General features: G+C 64.8%; 19 protein-coding genes. 8 read left to right on the top strand and 11 right to left on the bottom strand.

Annotated elements, in window-relative coordinates; all coding sequences use genetic code 11:
* Positions 1–44: 44 nt before the first annotated feature.
* Both zwf and gnd read right to left on the bottom strand, forming a co-directional pair.
* Complete coding sequence (gene zwf, locus ACODSK_RS20760; protein WP_489018785.1) at positions 45–1547, bottom strand: glucose-6-phosphate dehydrogenase; 1503 nt, start codon at positions 1545–1547, stop codon at positions 45–47.
* The gene (gene gnd / locus ACODSK_RS20755; protein ID WP_489018784.1) at positions 1544–2524 is read right to left on the bottom strand and encodes a phosphogluconate dehydrogenase (NAD(+)-dependent, decarboxylating); all 981 of its coding nucleotides are present in this window, start codon (positions 2522–2524) and stop codon (positions 1544–1546) included. Before gnd ends, zwf begins: the two co-directional genes overlap by 4 nt.
* Positions 2525–2709: 185 nt before the next feature.
* On the opposite strand from gnd, the gene ACODSK_RS20750 reads away from it, so the two are divergent.
* Positions 2710–2877, top strand: a complete 168-nt coding sequence (locus tag ACODSK_RS20750) for a DUF6026 family protein (protein WP_489018782.1) — start codon at positions 2710–2712, stop codon at positions 2875–2877.
* A gap of 18 nt (positions 2878–2895) precedes the next feature.
* On the opposite strand, the gene ACODSK_RS20745 is transcribed toward ACODSK_RS20750, so the two are convergent.
* Positions 2896–3504 carry a LysE family translocator gene (locus ACODSK_RS20745; protein WP_489018780.1) on the bottom strand — a complete coding sequence of 203 codons (609 nt, stop codon included), beginning with the start codon at positions 3502–3504 and terminating at the stop codon, positions 2896–2898.
* 109 nt (positions 3505–3613) lie between these two features.
* On the opposite strand from ACODSK_RS20745, the gene ACODSK_RS20740 reads away from it, so the two are divergent.
* Both ACODSK_RS20740 and alkB read left to right on the top strand, forming a co-directional pair.
* Entirely contained in the window at positions 3614–4513 is a 900-nt protein-coding gene (locus ACODSK_RS20740; protein ID WP_489018779.1) for a LysR substrate-binding domain-containing protein, read from the top strand.
* A gap of 147 nt (positions 4514–4660) precedes the next feature.
* Complete coding sequence (alkB, locus tag ACODSK_RS20735; protein ID WP_489018777.1) at positions 4661–5308, top strand: DNA oxidative demethylase AlkB; 648 nt, start codon at positions 4661–4663, stop codon at positions 5306–5308.
* Between the two features lie 3 nt (positions 5309–5311).
* Here alkB and ACODSK_RS20730 read toward each other — a convergent pair whose 3' ends face one another.
* The 3 genes from ACODSK_RS20730 to ACODSK_RS20720 are packed head-to-tail and all read right to left on the bottom strand — an operon-like array spanning position 5312 to position 9991.
* Positions 5312–6844, bottom strand: a complete 1533-nt coding sequence (locus ACODSK_RS20730) for an amidase (protein WP_489018776.1) — start codon at positions 6842–6844, stop codon at positions 5312–5314.
* Between the two features lie 57 nt (positions 6845–6901).
* A complete protein-coding gene (locus ACODSK_RS20725) occupies positions 6902–8554 on the bottom strand; it encodes a methyl-accepting chemotaxis protein (RefSeq protein WP_489018774.1) in 1653 nt (550 codons plus the stop codon).
* A gap of 18 nt (positions 8555–8572) precedes the next feature.
* Positions 8573–9991 (bottom strand): coniferyl aldehyde dehydrogenase, encoded by a 1419-nt coding sequence (locus ACODSK_RS20720; RefSeq protein WP_489018772.1) that lies wholly within the window; start codon positions 9989–9991, stop codon positions 8573–8575.
* A 176-nt stretch (positions 9992–10167) separates the two neighbouring features.
* Between ACODSK_RS20720 and ACODSK_RS20715 the strand changes: the two genes are divergently transcribed.
* On the top strand, positions 10168–11151 hold the full coding sequence (locus ACODSK_RS20715) for a flavin reductase (RefSeq protein ID WP_489018771.1): 984 nt from the start codon (positions 10168–10170) through the stop codon (positions 11149–11151).
* Entirely contained in the window at positions 11148–12464 is a 1317-nt protein-coding gene (locus ACODSK_RS20710) for a spinster family MFS transporter (protein ID WP_489018769.1), read from the top strand. The genes ACODSK_RS20715 and ACODSK_RS20710 overlap by 4 nt, the downstream gene beginning before the upstream one ends.
* 8 nt (positions 12465–12472) lie before the next feature.
* Here ACODSK_RS20710 and ACODSK_RS20705 read toward each other — a convergent pair whose 3' ends face one another.
* Positions 12473–13216 (bottom strand): enoyl-CoA hydratase, encoded by a 744-nt coding sequence (locus ACODSK_RS20705; RefSeq protein WP_489018767.1) that lies wholly within the window; start codon positions 13214–13216, stop codon positions 12473–12475.
* Positions 13217–13348: 132 nt separating this feature from the next.
* Here ACODSK_RS20705 and ACODSK_RS20700 point away from each other — a divergent pair, with 132 nt between their 5' ends.
* On the top strand, positions 13349–13852 hold the full coding sequence (locus tag ACODSK_RS20700) for a GNAT family N-acetyltransferase (RefSeq protein ID WP_489018766.1): 504 nt from the start codon (positions 13349–13351) through the stop codon (positions 13850–13852).
* Positions 13853–13855: 3 nt separating this feature from the next.
* Here ACODSK_RS20700 and ACODSK_RS20695 read toward each other — a convergent pair whose 3' ends face one another.
* The 4 genes from ACODSK_RS20695 to ACODSK_RS20680 all read right to left on the bottom strand — a co-directional run bounded on the left by ACODSK_RS20695 (position 13856) and on the right by ACODSK_RS20680 (position 18532).
* On the bottom strand, positions 13856–14824 hold the full coding sequence (locus ACODSK_RS20695; protein WP_489018765.1) for a DNA-binding protein: 969 nt from the start codon (positions 14822–14824) through the stop codon (positions 13856–13858).
* Between the two features lie 239 nt (positions 14825–15063).
* Complete coding sequence (locus ACODSK_RS20690; protein ID WP_489018763.1) at positions 15064–16380, bottom strand: aspartate aminotransferase family protein; 1317 nt, start codon at positions 16378–16380, stop codon at positions 15064–15066.
* The gene (locus ACODSK_RS20685) at positions 16377–17444 is read right to left on the bottom strand and encodes a phosphotransferase (RefSeq protein WP_489018762.1); all 1068 of its coding nucleotides are present in this window, start codon (positions 17442–17444) and stop codon (positions 16377–16379) included. Before ACODSK_RS20685 ends, ACODSK_RS20690 begins: the two co-directional genes overlap by 4 nt.
* A 56-nt stretch (positions 17445–17500) precedes the next feature.
* On the bottom strand, positions 17501–18532 hold the full coding sequence (locus ACODSK_RS20680; RefSeq protein WP_489018761.1) for an ABC transporter substrate-binding protein: 1032 nt from the start codon (positions 18530–18532) through the stop codon (positions 17501–17503).
* A gap of 206 nt (positions 18533–18738) precedes the next feature.
* Here ACODSK_RS20680 and ACODSK_RS20675 point away from each other — a divergent pair, with 206 nt between their 5' ends.
* Positions 18739–19473, top strand: a complete 735-nt coding sequence (locus tag ACODSK_RS20675; RefSeq protein ID WP_489018760.1) for an SDR family NAD(P)-dependent oxidoreductase — start codon at positions 18739–18741, stop codon at positions 19471–19473.
* A gap of 68 nt (positions 19474–19541) precedes the next feature.
* Entirely contained in the window at positions 19542–20210 is a 669-nt protein-coding gene (locus tag ACODSK_RS20670; RefSeq protein WP_489018758.1) for a GntR family transcriptional regulator, read from the top strand.
* Positions 20211–20329 lie beyond the last annotated feature (119 nt).

Here is a 20329-nt window from a genome sequence, read left to right as displayed (position 1 = left end):
CTGCAACGGGCCCTGCACAAGAAAGGAAAAAACTCGTGGGGCGCTCAGCCCAGGCTATGCCAGCTGCGCTTGTCCTTGCCGAGCAGTTCGTCCGCTGCCGCCGGACCGTCCTCCCCGGCGGCGTACTCATGCACCTCGCCGCCCTCCTGCCAGGCATCGAGGAACGGCTGTACCGCACGCCAGCCGTTTTCGATGTTGTCGGCACGCTGGAACAGGGTCTGGTCGCCGGTCAGGCAGTCGTAGATCAACGTCTCGTAGCCGGTGGCCGGCTGCATCTTGAAGAAGTCCTTGTAGGCGAAACCGAGGGCGATGGTTTCCATTTCCAGGGCCGGTCCGGGGCGCTTGGCCTGCAGGTCGAACCACATGCCTTCGTTGGGCTGGATCTGGATCTTCAGGTAGTTGGGCTTGGGCCGCTGCGCATCACTGTCGCGGAACTGCGCGTAGGGCGCTGGCTTGAAGCAGATGGCGATCTCGGTATCGCGCACGCTCATGCGCTTGCCGGTACGCAGGTAGAACGGCACGCCGACCCAGCGCCAGTTGTCGATCATCACCTTGAGCGCCACATAGGTTTCCGTCTGGCTGTCCGCTGCCACTCGCGGTTCCTGGCGATAACCCTTGAGCTTGCGCCGTCCCTGCTTGCCCTCGGTGTACTGGCCGCGTACCGAGTTCTTCAGGGCCATGGCCTTGGACCAGGGCCGGATCGCGCCGATCACCTTGGCCTTCTCGCTGCGCACCGCATCGGCGCCGAAGGCCGCCGGCGGTTCCATGGCCACCATCGCCAGCAACTGGAACAGGTGATTGGGCACCATGTCGCGCAGTGCACCGGTATGGTCGTAGAACGCTGCGCGCTCCTCGACCCCGACGGTTTCCGCTGCAGTGATCTGCACATGGTCGATGTAGTGGTTGTTCCAGAACGACTCGAACAGGCCGTTGGAAAAACGGCTGACCAGGATGTTCTGCACCGTCTCCTTACCGAGGTAATGGTCGATCCGATAGATCTGCTTCTCGCTCATCACCCGCAGCAGGCTGGCGTTGAGCATCTCGGCGCTGGCCAGGTCGGAGCCGAACGGCTTCTCGATCACTACCCGGCGAAAGCCCTCGCCCTCGTCGAGCAGTCCGGCGGCGCCGAGGCGCTGTACCACATCGGCGAAAAAGCGTGGCGCGGTGGCCAGGTAGAAGATCGCATTACCGTTGCGCGACTTGCCGATGTGCTTGCCGATGGCCTGGTAAGTGGCGGCATCGAGAAAATCCCCGGTCAGGTAATCGATGTGCCTGGCCAGGCGTGCCCAGCGCTTCGGATCAAGGCACTGCGCGCCTTCCGCGGCTCCCTTGTCGCGCTCGCGCATGAAGGCTTCCAGGCGCTCGGCGAACTCGGCGCCGGTCGCTGCGTTGTGATCGACGCCGACGATGCGCAGGTTGTTGTCCAGCAGGCCGTCGCGGCTGAGGTTGTACAGCGCTGGCATCAACAGACGCTTGACCAGGTCGCCGCTGGCGCCGAACAGGAACAGGGTGCAAGGGGGAGCGGTTTCGACGTTGTATCTGTTCATTCGGAACGCTCGACATGGCCGCCAAAACCGAAACGCATGGCCGACAGCAGCTTGTCGCCGTAGGTGCCCTGCTGCTCCCTGGAGCGGAAACGAGCGAACAGCGCGCTGCTCAACACCGGCACCGGCACCGCCTGTTCCACGGCGGCATCGATGGTCCAGCGGCCTTCGCCACTGTCATCAACCGCGCCGCTGTAGCGGCTGAGCGCCGGGTCGGCGGCCAGGGCGTCGGCGGTCAGGTCCAGCAGCCAGGAGGTGACCACGCTGCCACGGCGCCAGACCTCGGCGATCTGCGCCAGATCGAGCTCGTAGCGCTGCTCCGCCGGCAGCGCCTCGCCGGCCTTGCCGCGCAGGATGTCGAAGCCTTCGGCATAGGCCTGCATCAGGCCGTATTCGATACCGTTGTGGATCATCTTGACGAAATGCCCGGAACCCGCCGGGCCGGCGTGGATGTAGCCTTGTTCGGCGCGGCTTGGCGCGCCTTCGCGGCCACGGGTGCGCGGGATGCTGCCAACGCCCGGGGCCAGGCTGGCGAACAGCGGATCGAGCCGTTCGATCACGGTTTCCTCGCCGCCGATCATCATGCAGTAGCCGCGCTCCAGGCCCCACACACCGCCCGAGGTGCCGACATCGACATAGTGCAGTTGGCGTTTTTTCAGCTCGCCGGCGCGGCGGATGTCGTCCTTGTAGAAGCTGTTGCCGCCATCGATCAGTACATCATCGGGCTCCAGCAGGTCGGCCAGCCTGGCCAGGGTCTGCTCGGTGGCCTCGCCGGCCGGCAGCATCACCCAGATCGCCCGTGGCGCGTTCATCTGCCTGACCAGCGCCGGCAGGTCGGCAGCGCCTTGCGCGCCCTCGCCCACCAGTGCATCGATCGCTGCCTGATTGCGGTCGTTCACTACCACTTGATGACCGTTGCGCATCAGGCGTCTTGCAATATTGCCGCCCATGCGGCCCAGTCCCACGATTCCCAGTTGCATGCCGATGCTCCAGTCGAAGGAAGAAGTGCACAAGGTTAGTCCAGTGCGCGGCAGCGATGGTTTCACGACGAACGGCGAGACAGCAGCCAATAAAAAAGTTCCCTCGATGAAAAAAAGAATTCAGAATCGCGCCCGGTCAAGCGTCTACGCTTCAGTTGTGTGACAAGCCATTAGTGAGGTGCCCTATGCAAACCCTGATCTCGGCAGCACCGCCCCAGACGCTCTACGTCTCGATTCGCCGCGACGAACTGCAGCGCCTGAAACAGGAGCGCGACGCCCTGCAGGAGCAGGTCGCGCAGTTGACCGTCCTGCTGCAGCAGACCAACACCACCAAGGCCGTGGCTTCGCGCTGAGCGCACCCTGCTGCTGCTTCAAGCCAGCAGCACCCGACACCAATAGGCCACCCCCACCACGGCCAGCAGCAACAGCATCCACGCCGACAACCGCGACACCCACGTCCTGTAGCGCTGCGCCAGGGCGTGGCGCATCAGGCCGATGTACAAGGCCAGGATGCCCAGGTCGACCACCAGCCAAAGCGTTGCCAACAGCCCGATACTGCTGCCGAAGGACTCGGTGACCGGGATGAACTGGGGAAACAGGGCGACGAAGAACAGGATGTCCTTGGGGTTGGAAATCCCGATCAGAAAACCCTGCCACCAGCCACTGGCTTTGCTCCTTGTGGCAGTCTCCCCGGCGTCGCCAGCACGCAAGCCACTGAACCCCAGCCAGCCAATGAACAGGCAACCGAACAGCGCGCCCCACTGCAACACCTGCGGGCTCAGGGCCAGGGTACCCGCCAGCACGGCGGCGGCGGCAGCCACCAGTACCAGCGACGCCGCATTGGCGCCCAGTGCGGTACGTACTGCAGCAGCCGTGCCGGAACGACTGGCGGCCTCCACCACCAGCAGGACCACCGGCCCCGGGGTGGCAATCAGCAGGACAACGGTGCCCAGGTAGGCGATCAGCAGCGGCGTATTCATGTTCGGCTCTCGGTACGTTGAATACGCGGATTGTCCCTGTCCGGTGCCGCCTTGAAAAACGCAAAATGCGCTGGCCTACTATGACTCCAACTCATGATGAGCCCTGCCCATGGCCGACCGCCTGCCCCCGCTCTACGCCTTGCGCGCCTTCGAGGTTGCCGCCCGCTCCTGCTCCTTTACTCGCGCTGCCGACGAGCTGTCCCTGACCCAGAGCGCCATCAGCCGACATATCCGCAGCCTGGAAGATCATCTTGGCTGTCGTCTGTTCGAACGCCATGGCCCGCGCCTGCGCCTGACCGATGTCGGGCAGCGCCTGGCCAGGCAATTGAATGGCGCCTTCAGCCTGATCGAGCAGGCTTGCCAGCCGTTTCGCGACGGTGGCCGGCAACTGCGCCTGAAAGCCCCCTCGACCTTGACCATGCACTGGCTGCTGGGCTGCCTGGAGGATTTTCGCCAGGCCCAGACAGCGATCAGCGTGCAACTGTCCAGCGTCTGGATGGACCAGGACAGTGTCGACTTCTCCAGCGAGCCCTATGACTGCGCGGTATTGCTCGGCAACGGCCATTTCGGCGAGCAGGTCAGGTGCCGCAAGTTGTTCGAGGAGTGGCTGATTCCGATCTGCGCCCCGGCGCTACTGGGCGATGCCCCCTGGGATGCCGCACAGCTTGCTGATGCAGCGCTGGTGCATCCTTCCGCGGACCGCCGGGACTGGCAGCGCTGGCTGCACGGCAGTGGTCTGGAAGCGGACCTGAACCGCGGCATCTGTTTCGACACCCTGGACCAGGGCATGGGGGCAGCCATGGCCGGGCATGGCATTTCCATCGGTGACCTGGCCTTGATCGGCAGGCATGTGCGGGATGGGCGCCTGGCGTTGCCCTTCAGCCAGGCCGTGGCCACCGGGGATGGCTATTACCTGGTGTGGCCGCAAGGCAGTGCTTGGGAGGCCGGGATAGAGAAGCTGGGTGATTTTCTAATCGCGCAGCTGCCCGCCCTGGATTTTCCTGGATGAATCGAGGGCCTCATCGCCGGCAACGCCGACTCCCACAGGGTTCTGGCCCAGCCACAATATTTGTGATCGACGCGCCCCCTGTGGGAGCTGGCATTGCCAGCGATAGGGCCATCGGCATCCACACAGGAACAGGGGTAATATCCCCGAATGCAAATCGACCTCTTCTCCCAAGCGGCACCCCGCGAAGCGCAATGGCTCGGCCAGCAGGTCGTACTCCTGCCCGGCTTCGCCCTGGATCGGGTCGAGCAGTTGCTCCCGGCGCTGCGTCAGATCGTTCTCGCCGCCCCCTTTCGCAACATGACCACCCCAGGCGGACGGACCATTGCCGTCCGCGTCACCAACTGCGGCGACCTGGGCTGGATCAGTGACCAGCGCGGCTACCGCTACAGCCCAAACGACCCGTTGAGCGGCCTGCCATGGCCAGACATGCCCGAGGTTTTCCTCGAACTGGCCAGGGCCGCAGCCGACACCGCCGGGTTCAAGGACTTCACCCCGGACGCCTGCCTGATCAACAGCTACCTGCCGGGCAATCGCTTGACCCTGCACCAGGATCGCAATGAACGGGATTTCAGCCAGCCGATCGTCTCGGTTTCCCTCGGCCTGCCCGCCACCTTCCTGCTTGGCGGCCACGAGCGCGCGCAGGCGACGCAGAAAGTCGGCCTGCTGCATGGTGACGTGATGGTCTGGGGCGGCGAGGACCGTCTGCGTTTCCACGGCATCCTGCCGCTCAAGGACGGTCGCCATCCGCTGCTGGGCCCGCGACGCATCAACTTCACCCTGCGCAAGGCTGGCTGACACTCAGATCCGTGCCCGCCTTCCCGCCCATGGCGTGTCCTGCTCGATCTGGCTGGCCAGGCGCAGCAACACGCCCTCGCCGCCCAGCCGGGCAGTCAACATCATGCCCACCGGCAAGCCGCTGTCGCTCATGCCCAATGGCAGGGAGATCGCCGGCTGACCGCTGACGTTGGCCAGCACGGTGAAACTGGCACTACCCATGGCGTGGCGGGCATAGCTGTCCCAGTCCTGGTCGAGGCTAAGCAGGCCCAGCGGCGGCGTCAGGTTGGCGGTGACCGGCGACAGGATCAGGTCGAAGCGTTCGAAATGCCGCTCCATGGTCGCGCCGATGCTTTCGAAAGACTGTCGCGCTCGGTACAGATCCTGGCCCCTGGTGCCCTGGGCGCGCTCCAGCACCACCCGGGTGATGCGTTCCAGGTCACCCGCATCCGCCGGCCGGCCCAACGCCTGCTCACGCTCTTGCACCAGGCTGAGCAAGGCGGTGCCGATGACCATGCCGTGGGCGCCGAACAGTTGCCGTGGATCGACGCCCAGACTCAGTTCTTCCAGTTCGTGACCGAGGCCACCGAGTTGCTTGATGGTCTTTTCCAGGGTGGCGGCGATGGCCGGGTCCAGGGGCGCTCCGGTCAGCGACTGGCGGACCACGGCGATGCGCAGCTTGCCGGGTTCGCGCTTCAGCTCTTCGCTGTAAGGGCGTTCCGGTGGCGGGGTCCAGTAGGCGCTGCCGGGTTCGTGGCCGTGGCCGGCATCGAGGAACAAGGCGGTATCGCGTAGGCTGCGGGACACCACATTGCCCACGCTGGCACCGAACCAGCCCTCGAAATGTGCCGGGCCGCTAGGGGTGCGATAGCGCCCGGGCTTGAGCCCCACCAGCCCGCAATAGGACGCCGGAATGCGAATCGAGCCGCCACCGTCGGTGGCATGGGCCACCGGCACGATGCCTGCCGCCACGGCCGCCGCCGCACCGCCCGAGGAGCCGCCGGCGCTGTGGGCCGTATTCCACGGATTGCGCGTCTGGCCCCAGGCCAGGGATTCGGTGGTGGTGGTCAGGCCGAACTCCGGGCAGGTGGTTTTGCCGAATGGCACTGCACCGGCGCGCTCGTAGCGGGCGATCAGGGTGCTGGTCTGGCTGGCCGGCGGCGCATTCTTGAACAGACGGCTGCCATTGCTGGTGATCGTGCCTTGCAGGGACGTGTTGAGATCCTTGAGCAGCAGCGGCACCCCGGCCAGGGCGCCGATGGCCTGCTGGCCGGCGGCGCGGCGCCGGGCCAGAAGCGTGCGGGCGTAGTCCTCGTGGAGCATGTTCACCGAGCCGACCTGCTGGTCGACCAGGGCCTTGCGCGCCAACGCGGCATCGAGCAGCGCTTCCGGGCTCAGCTCGCCACGGCGCACGGCCTCGGCCATGGCCCAGGCATCGAGGGATTGGTAGTCGGCGGCGGACAGTTCGCCGGCCTGGGCGAAACGCCCGAGCAGGCCGATTCCGGCAGTAATGGCAGTGGCTTTAAGTACGGTGCGGCGGGGGTATTGGCTGGTCATTTGGAATTGAGCCTTATAGTTATCGAGTGGTGTTCGAGGCGCGATACCGCCCCTGTGTCATGCCATGGTGAACCTCGCTGCCAGTTGATCCAGCGCTCGCGCCAGTTGCTCCAGGTCGGCTGCCGCCATGGCGCTGCGCCCGGCACTGGCAGACAAGGCGCCGGTGCCCGCCGAGACATTCTCGACCCGTACGACCATCTCCCGGGTCACCCTGACCTGTTGTTCGATCACCGTGGCGATGGTGTCCACGCTGCGGATCACATCATCCGTGCCGCTGCGAATCTGCGCCACGGAATCCCCGGCCTCATGGGCCAGGCTGACGCCTTCGCGAACCCGCAGCACAACCCGGCCCATGCCGTCGACCACGGCACGAGTACCTTCCTGGAGACGCTGCACGGTCAGGTCGATTTCGCCGATCGAACGGCCGGTGCGCTGGGCCAGCAGGCGCACCTCGTCGGCGACCACGGCAAAGCCCCGGCCCTGCTCCCCTGCCCTGGCCGCTTCGATGGCGGCATTGAGGGCCAGCAGGTTGGTCTGCTCGGCGATATTGCGGATCACCCCCAGCACCGCGCTGATCTCGTCGGAGAAGCCTTCGAGCTGGTGAATATGCACGGTGGTGTCGCTGATCACATCGCTGATACGGTTCATTTCCTGGGCCATATCGCGGATAAAGCCCTCGCTGCGGCCCGAACGCCCGGCCGAATGCTGGGTGATATCCCGCGATAGCCCCACGTGGTTCTCCACCTCGCCGATCGAGCCGGACAGATGTTCCACCGCAGTGGAAATGCCCTGCACCGCTTCGGCCTGCTGCTGGCTCGCCCGCGAGGCCAGTTCCGCCGACTCCGCCAGGTGCGTGGCCTCGCAACCGACCTGCCGGACCAGATCGCGCATCTGCGAGATCAGCCCGTGCAGGCTGTCGCGCATGGCAGCGATGTCGGCAAGCATCAGGGCGAATTCGTCCCGCCCTTGTACCCGTACCTGCTGCGACAGATCACCGGCGGCAATCGCACGCATGGCTTCGGCGGCCTGGCCGAAGGCGCGGCGCAGGCGTGTCAGGGTGGTAACAGCCGTTGCGCTGCCGACCAGCACACCGACCACCGCCAGCAACAGGTACGCCAGCAGCGTGGCGCGGTAGCGTTGCTGCGCCACCTCGTAGGCCTGTGCCGCTGCCGCTTGCTGGAGCACCTGCAACTTGCCCAACTCGACGCCGGCAGCACTGCCGGCCGGTTCGGCCACGCGCAGGAAGGAGATGATCCCCGGCAGGCGGAAATCCCCGGCGCGCAAGGACTCCAGCAAGATCGCCAGTTCCTCGTTCCAGCGCGCGTAATGCCCCTCGAAGGTGTCAGCGACCTGCTCCTCCTCGGCACTCAGCGAACGCTGGCGATAGGCACGCCAGTGCCGGTCCAGCTCGGCGTTGCTGGCTTCGATGGTGCCGAGGGTGATTTCCACCGAACGATCGAACGCGGCCATCAGCGGCCCGTCCGGGTCGTGGAGCACGGCGAGCAAGGCCAGGCGCCGGCCTTCATCGAGGCGATGCTGGATTTCGCCGAAAGCCAGCAGGGTCGCCAGGTTGTCTTCGTTGATGCGCCGCAGGCTGTCACGAGCCTGGTGCAGGCCGTAGACGCCAAAGCCCACCGCAGCGACGAACAGCAAGGTGGCCAGCAGCGCCCATGACCACAGGCGCTGGGCGATGGTGATCGACTTGAACACAGGAGATCCTCGCCAGGCTCAGTCGCAGGTGACCATGGACAGCATCGCCGCCAGGTAGTGTTCGCCATACGGCGGCAGCAAGCCCCATTCCCGACGCGGGTCATGGACCGGGGCCTTGAACACCGTGCGCAAGTGGCTGAATTCGAGGAAGCCTTCGCGCCCATGGTAATGACCCATGCCGGAGGCGCCGATGCCGCCGAAAGGCGCATCATGCATGGCCGCATGCATCATCACGTCGTTGAGGGTGACACCGCCGGAATGGGTGTGCTGCAGGACATGACGCTGCTCTTCGGCATCCTGGCCGAACCAGTACAGCGCCAGCGGCCTTGGCCCGGCGTTGATCCCGGCAATGACCGCGTCGAGATCGTCGTAACCGAGCAGCACCATCGCCGGGCCGAAGATTTCTTCGGTCATGATCCGGCTACTGGCAGGCGGGTCGATCACCAGGCGCAGCGGACGCCGGCGATCCTCAGTGCTGAGCGGCAACTCTTGCGGCAGACTCTCGACCCGCGTGCCCAATTGGCGTGCCTCATCGATATAGCCCTCGACCCGGGCCAGATGCCGCTCGTTGATCACCGCCACCACATCGGCATTGCCGGCGATGCGCGGGTGCAGGCTGGCATAGGCACTGCGCAGCGCCGCGACGAAGGGCTCCAGCAGGTGTCGCGGCACATGGACGGTATCCGGGTTGATGCAGATCTGCCCGCCATTGGTGGCCTTGGCCACGGCGATGCTGAAGGCGGCCTGGTCCAGGTCGGCGCTGGACGACAGGATCACCGGCGACTTGCCGCCCAGTTCGAGGGTCAGCGGCACCAGGTTCTGTGCCGCATTGGCCATGACCGCTTGACCGACAGCGGTGCTGCCGGTGAACACCAGGTGGTCGAAAGGTTGCGCGGTAAAGGCTGCGGCCACCTCGGCATCGCCGGTCACCACCGCCACCTCCAGCGGGTCGAGGTGTTCGGCGCACAGCCGGGCCACCAGGGCGGCGGTGCGCGGGGTCACTTCCGAGGGTTTGAGCACGGCCCGGTTGCCCGCCGCCAGCACCGAAGCCAGCGGGCTGAACAAGGTGTACAGCGGCGCGTTCCAGGTGCCGATGATGCCGACACTGCCCTTGGGCTGGTACATGATCCAGGCATCGGCGCCCAGTTGGTCATAGGGCGGGAACGGCGCGCGGGGCTCGTCCTGCATCCACTGTTCGAGGTGATCGCGGGCGTGCTTGAGCGACGCCAGGGCGCCGAGGACATCGTTCATCAGCGAGAAGCCGGCGGGGCGACCACCGAAATCCAGGCCCATGGCTTCGGTCAACGCGCCGTGGTGCGCCACCAGCAGGTCGATCACCCGCTGGATGCGCTGGCGGCGGGTGGCAGCATCGACCTTGCCGGCGGCGTTGAACGCGGCTTTCTGGGCGGCAAGCAATGAAGAAACGGCTGAACTCATCGGGATTCCCCTGGCAAGTGACGGTGTCCTGGCCGCCACGTTGCCGCCGCAACGAGTGCTGCGCGTCGTCCGATCGGACGAGGATCGGGCAAAAGCGTTAGTCCGTTGAGACGATGCTGCGGGCCATGCCGCGCCCAATACTGGCCCCATGTAAAAACCACTGCATGAGGCCAGTCATGGCAACACCACACTTCGGTTTCGACCCCCAGGCCTTCCGCGCGGCGCTCGGCACCTTCACCACCGGCGTCACCATCATCACCACCCAGGGCGAGGACGGCGCGCCGGTGGGCATTACCGCCAACAGCTTCAACTCGGTATCGCTGAACCCGCCGCTGGTGCTCTGGAGCCTGTCCAAGCAGGCACGCAGCCTGCCGGTGTTCAGCAATGGCAAGCACTGGAACGTGCATGTGCTGTCCACCGAACAGGAGCGTTTGTCCGGGCGTTTCGCCACCCAGGGCGAAGACAAGTTCGCCGAGGTCGAGCTGGATCGCGGCATCAGCGAAGCACCGCTGCTGCAGGACTGTACCGCCCGCTTCCAGTGCCGTACGGCGTTCCAGTATGAAGGCGGCGACCATGTGATCTTCGTCGGCGAGGTGCTCGCCTTCGACCACAGCGACCGCGCCCCGCTGGCCTTCCAGAGCGGCCAGTACGCCCTGGCCACGCGCAAGCCGCGTCACGAACTGCGCCTGGCGACCACCCCGCCACCGCCGGAATGCAGCTATACCGAGGATCTGCTCGGCTACCTGCTGGGCCGCGGCCATTACCAGGTGCTCAATCTGCTGCGCCAACTGCTGTGCAACCAGCAACTGGACGAACAGGCCTTCTTCATCCTCGCGGTGCTGTGCATCCGCGACAATCTCGGGCTCGACGAGATCAACACCTTCGTCAGCTACACCGGGCATGTGGTGACCCTGGCCAGCATGCGCTTCCTCGAACGCCAGCAACTGGTGGCGATCGAGGGCGAGGATGACGACCCGCGCTTCGTCCTCACCGCCAAGGGCCGCGAGACGTCGCTGCAACAGGTGGCCCTGGCCAAGGCGGTGGAACAGGAGCTCACCGCCAAGCTCGGTGCTGCCGATGCCCAGGCGCTGAAAGTGCTGCTCAAGCGCCTGATCGTGGTCAGCGACCCCGGCCTGCCCGATCTCTGGGCGCCGCGATGAGCGCCGCCGAGCCCGCGCTGTCGGTCACCCCGGTGGGCTGGCGCGGTCATGGCCTGTTGTTGCTGCTGGCGCTGGTGTTCGCCGACAACTTCGTCGGGCGGCAGATCCTCGCGGTGATGATCGAGCCGATAAAAGCCGAGTTCGGCGTCGGCGATACCGCCATGGGCCTGATTTCCGGGCTGGCCTTCGCTGCGGTCTACGCCCTGGCCGGGTTGCCGGCCGGGCGCCTGGTCGATCGTCTGTCGCGCACCCGGCTGCTGGCGGCGTCCTGCCTGCTCTGGGCGCTGGCGACCATGGCTTGCGGCATCGCCGGCAGTTTCGTGGCGCTGGCCGTGGCGCGGATGCTGGTGGCGGTCAGCGAATCGCCGACCACCTCGGCGTCCCTGTCGCTGATTGCCGACCTGTACCCGCCGCAACGACGCTCCTTCGCCATCAGTTGCTTTACGGCCGCACCGACCTTTTCCTCGATCATCGGCCTGAGCATCGGGGCCTGGGTGGTCGAGCAGCATGGCTGGCGCTTCGCCTTTGTCGCCCTTGGCGTGCCGGGTTTGCTGTTTGCCGTGGTGCTGGCCTGCATGGTCCGCGATCCACAGCGTGGGCGCTGGGACCTGGCGCCTGTGGTGTCCTCACCCTCGCCCGGCCTGTTCAGGGAAACCCATGGCTTATGGACGCTGCCGGCGTATCGGCAACTGATCCTGGCTGGCGGGCTGACCACCCTCAGCTCCTATGCCATCGCCATGTGGAATACCAGTTTCCTGGTCCGCAGCCACGGCTTGTCGCTGCAGCATGCCGGTTTACTGGCCGGGGTGATCTGCGGCAGCGCCGCCGGGGTCGGCGGGCTGTTCAGCGGCTGGCTCAGCGACCGCCTGGCCCGACGCGCCGGGCACTGGCAGTTCTCCATCCCGATCATCGGCCACCTCACCGCCATGACCGCCCTCGCCGTCTATCTGCTTTGGCCAGATACCCTGCTGCTTCGCCTCGGCAGCCTGCCGGTGCCGCTGGCCATGCTCTGGTGCGCCGTGTACAGCTTCTTCGCGGTGTGGTGGGTAGCGCCTTCGTACAACCTGGTCAGCCAACTGGTACCGGGTAATCGCCGGGGTGCCGCGATGGCCTTGCAAACCATCGTCAGCACCCTGCTTGGCATCGGCGTCGGCCCGTTGCTGGCCGGTCTGCTCAGTGACTTGCTGCTACCCCTGGCCGGGCAGGACTCGCTGCGTTATGCGCTGTTGCTGGTCAGCCTGCCGGTACTGGGGGCGGTGGTACTGCTGTTGCGCACTTCGCGGCAGGTGAAGGATGCGGTGCCGTCCAGGTAGGAGCTGCGTTATCGCTTCCCTCCGAAACCTGCGATTGCCTGGCGAGCCGCCTCACTGTTCAGCAGCCTGATGAACACCTGGGCTTCCTCATCTATACGCGCCAACACGGCGGCCTGGTCGGTGCTTTTCAGCAGGCGCCTGCTCTCCATCAGGGCCTGGAGCGGCTTGCTTGCCAGTTTGCGCGCCTGGGCCAGGGCTCGCTCCAGCACCTCCCGTGGTTCCAGTACCTGACTGACCAAACCAGCCTGCGCCGCCGCAGCGGCATCGAAGGGTTCGCCCAGCAGCAGGATCTCGGCCGCTCGCGGGTAACCGACAAGGCGAGTCAGCAGCAGGCTCGAACCCGCCTCCGGGCACAGCCCGAGGTTCACGAACGGCAGGCTGAAGCGTGCATTGCTGCCACACAGGACCAGGTCGCAATGCAGCAGCAAGGTCGCGCCGATACCCACGGCCACACCGCAGACTGCCGCGACCATCGGCTTGGGAAACGCCGCCAGCACCCGCAGGAACTGCCAGACCGGAGCATCCAGGTCGTCGGGCGGTTCAGCGAGAAAATCGCTCAGGTCGTTACCGGCGCAGAAGGCCTGCTCATCGCCCTGGAACAGCACCACGGCGATATCCGGATCGCTCGCTGCCCGCTGCAAGGCTTCGGTCAGTTGCCGGTACATGGCGACGGTAATGGCGTTTTTCCTGGCCGGACGGTTGAAGGTGATAAGGAGGACGCCGGAGTCCTCGTGGGTCTGGATATCGGGCATGACGGGCTCGCTGGTTATTGGGGGGATAGCAATAACTGCGAAGGGGGAATGGGGAAACGTCCGAATCGAGTAGACCAATACCATTGGCCTTGCTGCTAAGGTGTGCTCCCGGCAACGTCCCCCGAGGTACCGATGACCATCCGCCCTGCCCGCCCCTCCGACGCCTCCCTGTTGCCTGCCATCGAGCAATCGGCAGCGCAGTCGTTCGCCGCGATTGAGCACCTGGCCTGGCTGGCCGGGCACGATGTTCTGAGCATCGAGCAGCACTTGGGCTTTATCGCCAGCGGGCTGCACTGGGTGGTGCTGGATGACGACGATCGGCCGTGCGGCTTTCTATGCGCCAGCGTGCAGGAAACTGCTTTGCACATCGAGGAGTTGTCGGTCGCCCGGTCCCATCAGGGGCTGGGACTGGGGCGAAAGTTGCTGGCCGAGGTCGAGCGGTGGGCCCGGGCCGAAGGCTTCACGGCGCTGACCCTGACCACCTTTGCCGATGTGCCATGGAACGCGCCCTTCTACGCCCGCCTTGGTTTCCAGCGTCTGGATGAGCAGGCGCTGGAACGCTTTCTTGGCGAACAACTGCGGCATGAGCAGGCACTGGGCCTGCCAAACCGATGCGCCATGGGCAAAGTCTTGTAGCCGTTACTCCGCCGCCGGAGTCTGCTGCGCTGCACGCAATGCGTCGACGCTCGCTTCCAGCTCCTTCACCTGCTTGGCCAGTTGCTGCCGTTCGCCGCTGACCTGCTCCAGTTGTGCCGCCAGTGCCTGGCCTTGCCGTTGCAGCTCTTCCCGCGCGCCCTGGGACTGCGCCAGGTTGGCGCTGAGGGTGCGGCCTTCGAGCACATGCAACTCGCACTGGTCCTTGAGCTGCTGCGATTCGCGCTGAATATGCCGGGCTTCCACCAGCAAGCGCTCGTTGTCGCGGTTCAGGCGAGTGGTTTCGTCCTGCTTGACGATCAGGGTCTGTTGCAGCTGACGCAGTTCCACCTGCAACTGCTGCACCTGCGCCTCGTGACGGCGCTGGTCCTGCTCGCGCTGTTCGCGGCTGGCGGCGCGGTAGTGCTCCAGGGCATCGCGGGCGTGCTGGTGCTTGTCTTCCAGCGAGGCGATCTGTTCGTCCTTGTCGGCCAGGCGCAGGTTCAGTTCGCCAACGGCCTGGCTCAGCGTTGCATTGCGCGTGTGTTCGCTCTGCAGGGTGCTGCGGGTGGTGGCCAGTTCGGCCGACTCCGCTGCCAGCGCCGTGCCCTGGATCTGCAATTGCTGCTGGGTTGCCGCCAACGCCTGCTGGCTGTCCTGCAACTGGGCCTTGAGCGCAGCGAGTTCCAGGTCGAAGGACTTCTGCGCCTCGTCGATCTTGCTGTCGCTTTCTTCCTTCAATTGTTCAGCCAACTGCCGCACCAGCCCGCTGATGGACTCGCTGAGGTCCGGCACGCTGGTGGTGGCCGGCGGCTGCTGGATGTCCAGCTCCTTGAGATAGCGATGAATGGTGGTTTTCGAGCCGGTATTTCCGAGTTCAATACGCACCGCGTCGATACTCGGATGATCGCCCCGGGCCAGGATCGCCTGACGGGCCTTGTGCACTACCGCTTTGTTGATGCCACCACGAGCCATGTTGCGTTTTCCTGCGATTTCATAATGTGGTACGTATTGTGTATTTACATACCAATTCAGTCAATAATGAAACATGAAATCCTTGAAATATAAGATGAAATAATCACGACTTATCAAATCTGATATCCGTTCAGGGTGGGTAAAAGTAGCTGGCGAGGTGTACAGGCGCCCGTTTCCGGCCACAAAAGTGGCCGGAGGGCGAGAAAGGAAAGTCGAAGCGGATGAAGCGGGGATCGCAGTCAGATATCAGCGAGCGCCGTATCGACCGCCTGAGTCAGCAGATCGGCATGCTCCTCGGTGAAGGTCAGCACCGGCCGTATCTTCAGTACGTTCTCCAGCGGGCCGGCGGCACTGATCAGCACGCCGTTTTCACGCATCGTATTGACCACCGTGCGCGCCTGTTCGGCTGCCGGCTGGCGGGTCGCCCGATCGCTGACCAGCTCGACGCCGAGGAACATGCCAGCCCCCCGGACATCGCCGATCAGCTCATGGCGCCGGGCCAGCCGGGACAAGCCGTCGAGCAGGTAGCCACCGATAGCATGGGAACGCTGCTGCAGGTTCTCCTCCTGAATCACATCCAGCACCGCCTTGCCCGCCGCGCAGGACACCGGGTTGCCGCCGTAGGTATTGAAGTAGCGCATGTTCCTGCCGAAGTGATCGACCACCTCGGAGCGCCCGACGATGCCGGCGATGGGCTGGCCGTTACCCATGGGCTTGCCGAGGGTGACGATGTCAGGTTTCACGCCGTGCCGTGCAAAGCCCCACATATTCAGGCCGGTACGGGCAAAGCCCGGCTGGACCTCGTCGGCGATATAGAGCATGCCCGCTGCCTGGGCCACGGCGATGCCCTCGGCAATGCACCCCGCCGGCCCGGGCAACACACCGTCACTGGAGAAGATGCCATCGAGCAGAATCGCCGCCGGCTGGATGCCATGCGCTTTCATGTCGTCGATCGCCGCCTGGACATCGGCAGCGAATATCGACGCCACCTGCTCGCTGCCCAGGCGATAGGCATCCGGTGCACGCACGGTGCGCACATGCCCGGGCAGGACCATGGCCGGGCCGAGGGATGGCGACAGCTCGGCGATATCCCCGGTCACGCCGTGGTAGGCGAAGCGGGTGATGATCACCCCGGTACCGCCGGTGTACTGCCTGGCGATACGCAGGGCGAGGTCGTTGGCTTCACTGCCGGTGCAGGTGAACATGACCCGGTCCAGGTCCGCGTCGAAGGACGCCAGCAACTGTTCGGCGTAGTCGAGAATCCCCTCCTGCAGGTAGCGGGTATGGGTATTGAGCTGCTGCGACTGGCGATGCATGGCCTCCACCACCCGCGGATGGCAATGACCGATGGAGGCGACATTGTTGTAGGCATCCAGGTAGCGGCGCCCCTGCTCATCGAACAGCCAGACGTCCTCGCCGCGCACGGTATGCAGCGGACGCTCGTAGAACAGCCGATAGGCCGGGCCGAGCAGACGCTCGCGGCGCTCGATCAGGCGGCGTTCGCTGGGTGAAAGCCGCGCGGCGTCTTGCGCGGTGAAACCATTGATCATGCTCATGCAGTCAGCTCCCGGGTGCAGGCCAGGGTGATCCGGTCCTGGATTTCCGATCGAGAAAGAGCGGTCATCGCCCTCAGGTTGGCCCAGGCACGCTGGGAGTTGCGATGGATGTACTGGCGATTGTCCGGGTGCAGTACTGCACGCCAGGAGTTGATGCAAAGGGCCAGGGCCAGGCGCGTGGTCAGCAGCTCCGGCAGCAGTTCGATTTCCTCGCGGGCCAGGGGGGTGAGCTGGTGGTACGCGCCAATCACGTCCAGCGCTGGCTCCAGCACGTCGTCGCCCTGCCCCAGATGGTAGGACGCCGCGACCGCCACTTCATTGACCAGCGGTGCATGCACCATGTCGCCGAAGTCGAGGATATTGCGCAGCACATCGGGATTCTCGGGATCGACGATGATGTTGTGCGGGTTCATATCGTTATGAATCACCTGCTTGCGCAGCCGCGGCATGCTTGGCAGCACTTGCGATTCGAAGCGATCAAGGCCCTGCGCGACCAGGTCGCGTCCTTCATCCTCGGCGATATGCACCAGCAACGGCCGCAGGCGCTCGGCGTGCTGCATGTCCCATAGCAGGGTATGACTCGCAGCCGGGTGCACGAAGCCTTCGAGCGCTCGATCGAGACGGGCCAGGGAGCGTCCGATATCCCGGCGCAACGGCTGGCTGGTGGACTTCACCCGATACAGCGGCAGACCGTCTACAAAGGACAGCAACCGGGCCAACATGCGCTGCCCGTCGATCTCGACCCAGGTCGTGTAGGCGCCGCCCAGCGCCGGATGCACGCGCTGCACCGGCAACCCGGGATCACGCACCTCGATCCGGCGCATGGCCTGGTTGTGGAAGTCGACGACCTGCGGGGTTTCCAGCGGATGGGACAGTTTCAACAGCCGGGACGAGGCGTCGGGCAGGACCACCCGGAAATTGAGGTCGCGTTCGCCACCCATCCTTTCGAGCCTGCCGCTCAAACCAAAGAACTGCCGGAGCACCGCCTCCGCCTGCAGGTCACTGACCTGCGCGGGTGCGACTTCCAGCAGGCTGTCGTCGATAGCTGATTTTTCGTGCGGCATAGGCCAGGTTCCTCAAGACTTGCTGAAGGCGCCCGCGTCTGCGCGGGCGCCCGGTATCACTTGTTGACCCACGCGTTGAAACGCTCTTCCAGGTCCTCGCCATGATCGATCCAGAATTCGGCATCGGTGGCGCGGGCGTTCTTCAGGTTTTCGGGCGCTGTCGGCAGCTTTGCACCGACCGCCTTGTCGACCAGTTCCATCGCCTGCTTGTTGCTTGGCCCGTAGGGAATGGCCTCGACGAAGTTCTTCTGCTGCAGCGGCTCGCTGGCAAAGGCAATAAAGGATTCGGCCAGTTCCTTCTTCTTGCTGCCCTTGACGATCGCCCAATGGTCGAGGTCGTAGAGGCTGCCGTTCCATTGCATCGCGAAGGACTGCCCCTCTTCCTGCGCCGAGGTCACCCGGCCATTGTAGGCCGAGGTCATCACCACATCGCCGGCCGCCAGCCATTGCAGCGGCTGTGCTCCGGAATCCCACCACTGCACGCTGGACTTGATCTCGTCGAGTTTCTTGAATGCCCGCTGGATCCCCGCTTCGGTGCCGAGCACCTGGTACAGGTCCTGGTTGGGCACACCGTCGGCCAGCAGGGCGAATTCCATGGTGAACTTGGCGCCGCGGCGCAGGCCGCGCTTGCCCGGGAATTTCTTCAAATCCCAGAAATCGGTCCAGCCTTGCGGGGCCGAGGCGAGTTTTTTCGGGTCGTAGGTGAGTACGGTCGACCAGATGAAGATGCCCACCCCGCAGTCACTGACGGCGGCGGGAATGAAATCGTCCTTGTTGCCGATCCGCTTCCAGTCCAGCGGCTCGAACAGCCCCTCGCTGCAGCCGCGAATGAGTTCCGGCGACTCGACTTCCACCACGTCCCAACTGGTCTTGCCGGTATCGGCCATCACCTTGATCTTGGCCATTTCGCCGTTGTAGTCATCGGCGGTGATGCTTGTGGCCTTCTGCTCGGTGAAGGGTTGGTAGAAGGCCTTTTCCTGGGCCTGGCGATTATTGCCACCGAAGGAAACCACGGTCAGTTTTTCGGCGGCGTTCAACGATCCTGCAAGTGTTCCAAGCATCAGTACGGCTGCGATTTTCTTGTTCATGCGTCTCTCCAGGTGCGCTACGGGAAGTGGCAGCTTCAAGGGATGGCAGTGTTGTTGTAGTGGCAGCAAACAGATCGAACCTGACCCTTCCTGTGAGCGGAAGCTGGTCAACCCTCTTCGGGGTGGGGGCATTTAAACACATTCGAGATATGATGCATCATGTTTTTAGGGCTATGCTCTACTCTCCAGATGAAAGGGATCGCACCATGACCGACAAACGCACCTTGCTCCTCACTGGCGCCAGCCGCGGCATTGGCCACGCCACCGTGAAACACTTCAATGCCGCCGGCTGGCGGGTGTTCACCGCGTCAAGGCAGGATCTGGGCGAAGGCTGTCCGTGGTCCGAAGGCTTGGCCAATCACATTCATCTCGATCTGGGCAACGTGCAGGCAGTGCACGACCGGCTTCCCGAAATTCGCGAAAAACTCGGCGGTCGCCTGGACGCGCTGGTGAACAACGCCGGGATCTCCCCCAAGGGCCGGGATGGCGAGCGCCTCGGCGTGCTCGATAGCGACTACGCCACCTGGCTGAACGTGTTCAACGTCAACCTGTTCTCCACCGCCCTGCTGGCTCGCGGCCTGTTCGAGGAGTTGAAAGCGGCAAAGGGCTCGGTGATCAACGTCACTTCCATCGCCGGCTCGCGGGTCCACCCTTTCGCCGGCGTCGCCTACGCCTGCTCCAAGGCGGCGCTATCGGCCCTGACCCGGGAGATGGCCCATGATTTCGGCGCCCATGGGGTGCGGGTCAACGCCATCGCCCCTGGCGAGATCGACACCTCGATCCTGTCTGCCGGGACCGAACTGATCGTCGAACGGGAGATCCCCATGAAACGCATGGGCAAGCCGGAGGAAGTCGCCGCCCTGGTCCACTTCCTCTGTACCCAGGGGGCGTCGTACGTCAACGGCGCGGAGATCCACGTCAATGGTGGGCAACATGTCTGAGTTGTTCGATAATCCCGCGCGGAAGGATCCCCTCCCCCCGCCGGGCATGTGCCGCACACGAGCAAGCAATGAACTACCCCATCGAGAACCTGAAGCACTCATATCTGGGCAGTGGCATCTACGGTCTGCTGCGCGAAGCGCTGATCACCGGCCGCTTTCAGCCTAACGACCGGCTGCGCATCCGCGACCTGGCCGAGCAACTGGGCACCAGCGTCACGCCAGTGCGCGACGCCATTCTCCAGTTGGCCAAGGAGCAGGCGCTGGTGCTGCAGACGCCCAGGGACATCCGCGTGCCCATGCTGACCTCCCGGCAGTACCTGGAAATCCGCAGCATCCGCCTGGCCCTGGAAGGCCTGGCGGCCGAGACGGCGGCATCGCTGGCGACGCCGCAGCAGCTCGAGCGCCTGGAAGCCTGCATTCGCAACAATCTCGCGGCGATCCAGGACAACAACCTCGCCGCCGCCCTCACCCACAACCACGAATTCCACTACGCCCTGACCGAGATTGCGGCCATGCCGGTGCTGTCGAGCCTGCTGGATGGCCTGTGGATGCGCACGGGCCCCTTGATTGCCCGGGCCTACAGCAGCTTCAACGAGCGCATGGCGATCGATCACCATTGGGATGTGCTCGCCGCCCTGAAGAATCAGGACGGCGCGGCGGCTCGTGAGGCCATCTGCGCGGATATTCTCGATGGGAGTCAGAAGATGCTGGAGTATGTGCAGCTGGAGCATGACTGACGACGCGAAAAGGTCCGTCAGTAGATCGCATCAGGACTGACAGGGGCTTGTCATGGCTTCTCTGGCGCCCTTGAGATCGAGCGCCGCCCGCGCGGCGCATCGCCGGCAACGCCGGCTCC

This window comes from Pseudomonas sp. FG98 (assembly GCF_057808595.1).
This window is presented reverse-complemented; position numbering and strand designations above follow the sequence as displayed.

Excerpts from the sequence above, each read along its gene's own strand:
- zwf (WP_489018785.1), bottom strand. The coding sequence starts at position 1,547 with ATGAACAGATACAACGTCGAAACCGCTCCCCCTTGCACCCTGTTCCTG.
- gnd (WP_489018784.1), bottom strand. The coding sequence starts at position 2,524 with ATGCAACTGGGAATCGTGGGACTGGGCCGCATGGGCGGCAATATTGCA.
- ACODSK_RS20750 (WP_489018782.1), top strand. The coding sequence starts at position 2,710 with ATGCAAACCCTGATCTCGGCAGCACCGCCCCAGACGCTCTACGTCTCG.
- ACODSK_RS20745 (WP_489018780.1), bottom strand. The coding sequence starts at position 3,504 with ATGAATACGCCGCTGCTGATCGCCTACCTGGGCACCGTTGTCCTGCTG.
- ACODSK_RS20740 (WP_489018779.1), top strand. The coding sequence starts at position 3,614 with ATGGCCGACCGCCTGCCCCCGCTCTACGCCTTGCGCGCCTTCGAGGTT.
- alkB (WP_489018777.1), top strand. The coding sequence starts at position 4,661 with ATGCAAATCGACCTCTTCTCCCAAGCGGCACCCCGCGAAGCGCAATGG.
- ACODSK_RS20730 (WP_489018776.1), bottom strand. The coding sequence starts at position 6,844 with ATGACCAGCCAATACCCCCGCCGCACCGTACTTAAAGCCACTGCCATT.
- ACODSK_RS20720 (WP_489018772.1), bottom strand. The coding sequence starts at position 9,991 with ATGAGTTCAGCCGTTTCTTCATTGCTTGCCGCCCAGAAAGCCGCGTTC.
- ACODSK_RS20715 (WP_489018771.1), top strand. The coding sequence starts at position 10,168 with ATGGCAACACCACACTTCGGTTTCGACCCCCAGGCCTTCCGCGCGGCG.
- ACODSK_RS20710 (WP_489018769.1), top strand. The coding sequence starts at position 11,148 with ATGAGCGCCGCCGAGCCCGCGCTGTCGGTCACCCCGGTGGGCTGGCGC.
- ACODSK_RS20705 (WP_489018767.1), bottom strand. The coding sequence starts at position 13,216 with ATGCCCGATATCCAGACCCACGAGGACTCCGGCGTCCTCCTTATCACC.
- ACODSK_RS20700 (WP_489018766.1), top strand. The coding sequence starts at position 13,349 with ATGACCATCCGCCCTGCCCGCCCCTCCGACGCCTCCCTGTTGCCTGCC.
- ACODSK_RS20695 (WP_489018765.1), bottom strand. The coding sequence starts at position 14,824 with ATGGCTCGTGGTGGCATCAACAAAGCGGTAGTGCACAAGGCCCGTCAG.
- ACODSK_RS20690 (WP_489018763.1), bottom strand. The coding sequence starts at position 16,380 with ATGAGCATGATCAATGGTTTCACCGCGCAAGACGCCGCGCGGCTTTCA.
- ACODSK_RS20685 (WP_489018762.1), bottom strand. The coding sequence starts at position 17,444 with ATGCCGCACGAAAAATCAGCTATCGACGACAGCCTGCTGGAAGTCGCA.
- ACODSK_RS20680 (WP_489018761.1), bottom strand. The coding sequence starts at position 18,532 with ATGAACAAGAAAATCGCAGCCGTACTGATGCTTGGAACACTTGCAGGA.
- ACODSK_RS20675 (WP_489018760.1), top strand. The coding sequence starts at position 18,739 with ATGACCGACAAACGCACCTTGCTCCTCACTGGCGCCAGCCGCGGCATT.
- ACODSK_RS20670 (WP_489018758.1), top strand. The coding sequence starts at position 19,542 with ATGAACTACCCCATCGAGAACCTGAAGCACTCATATCTGGGCAGTGGC.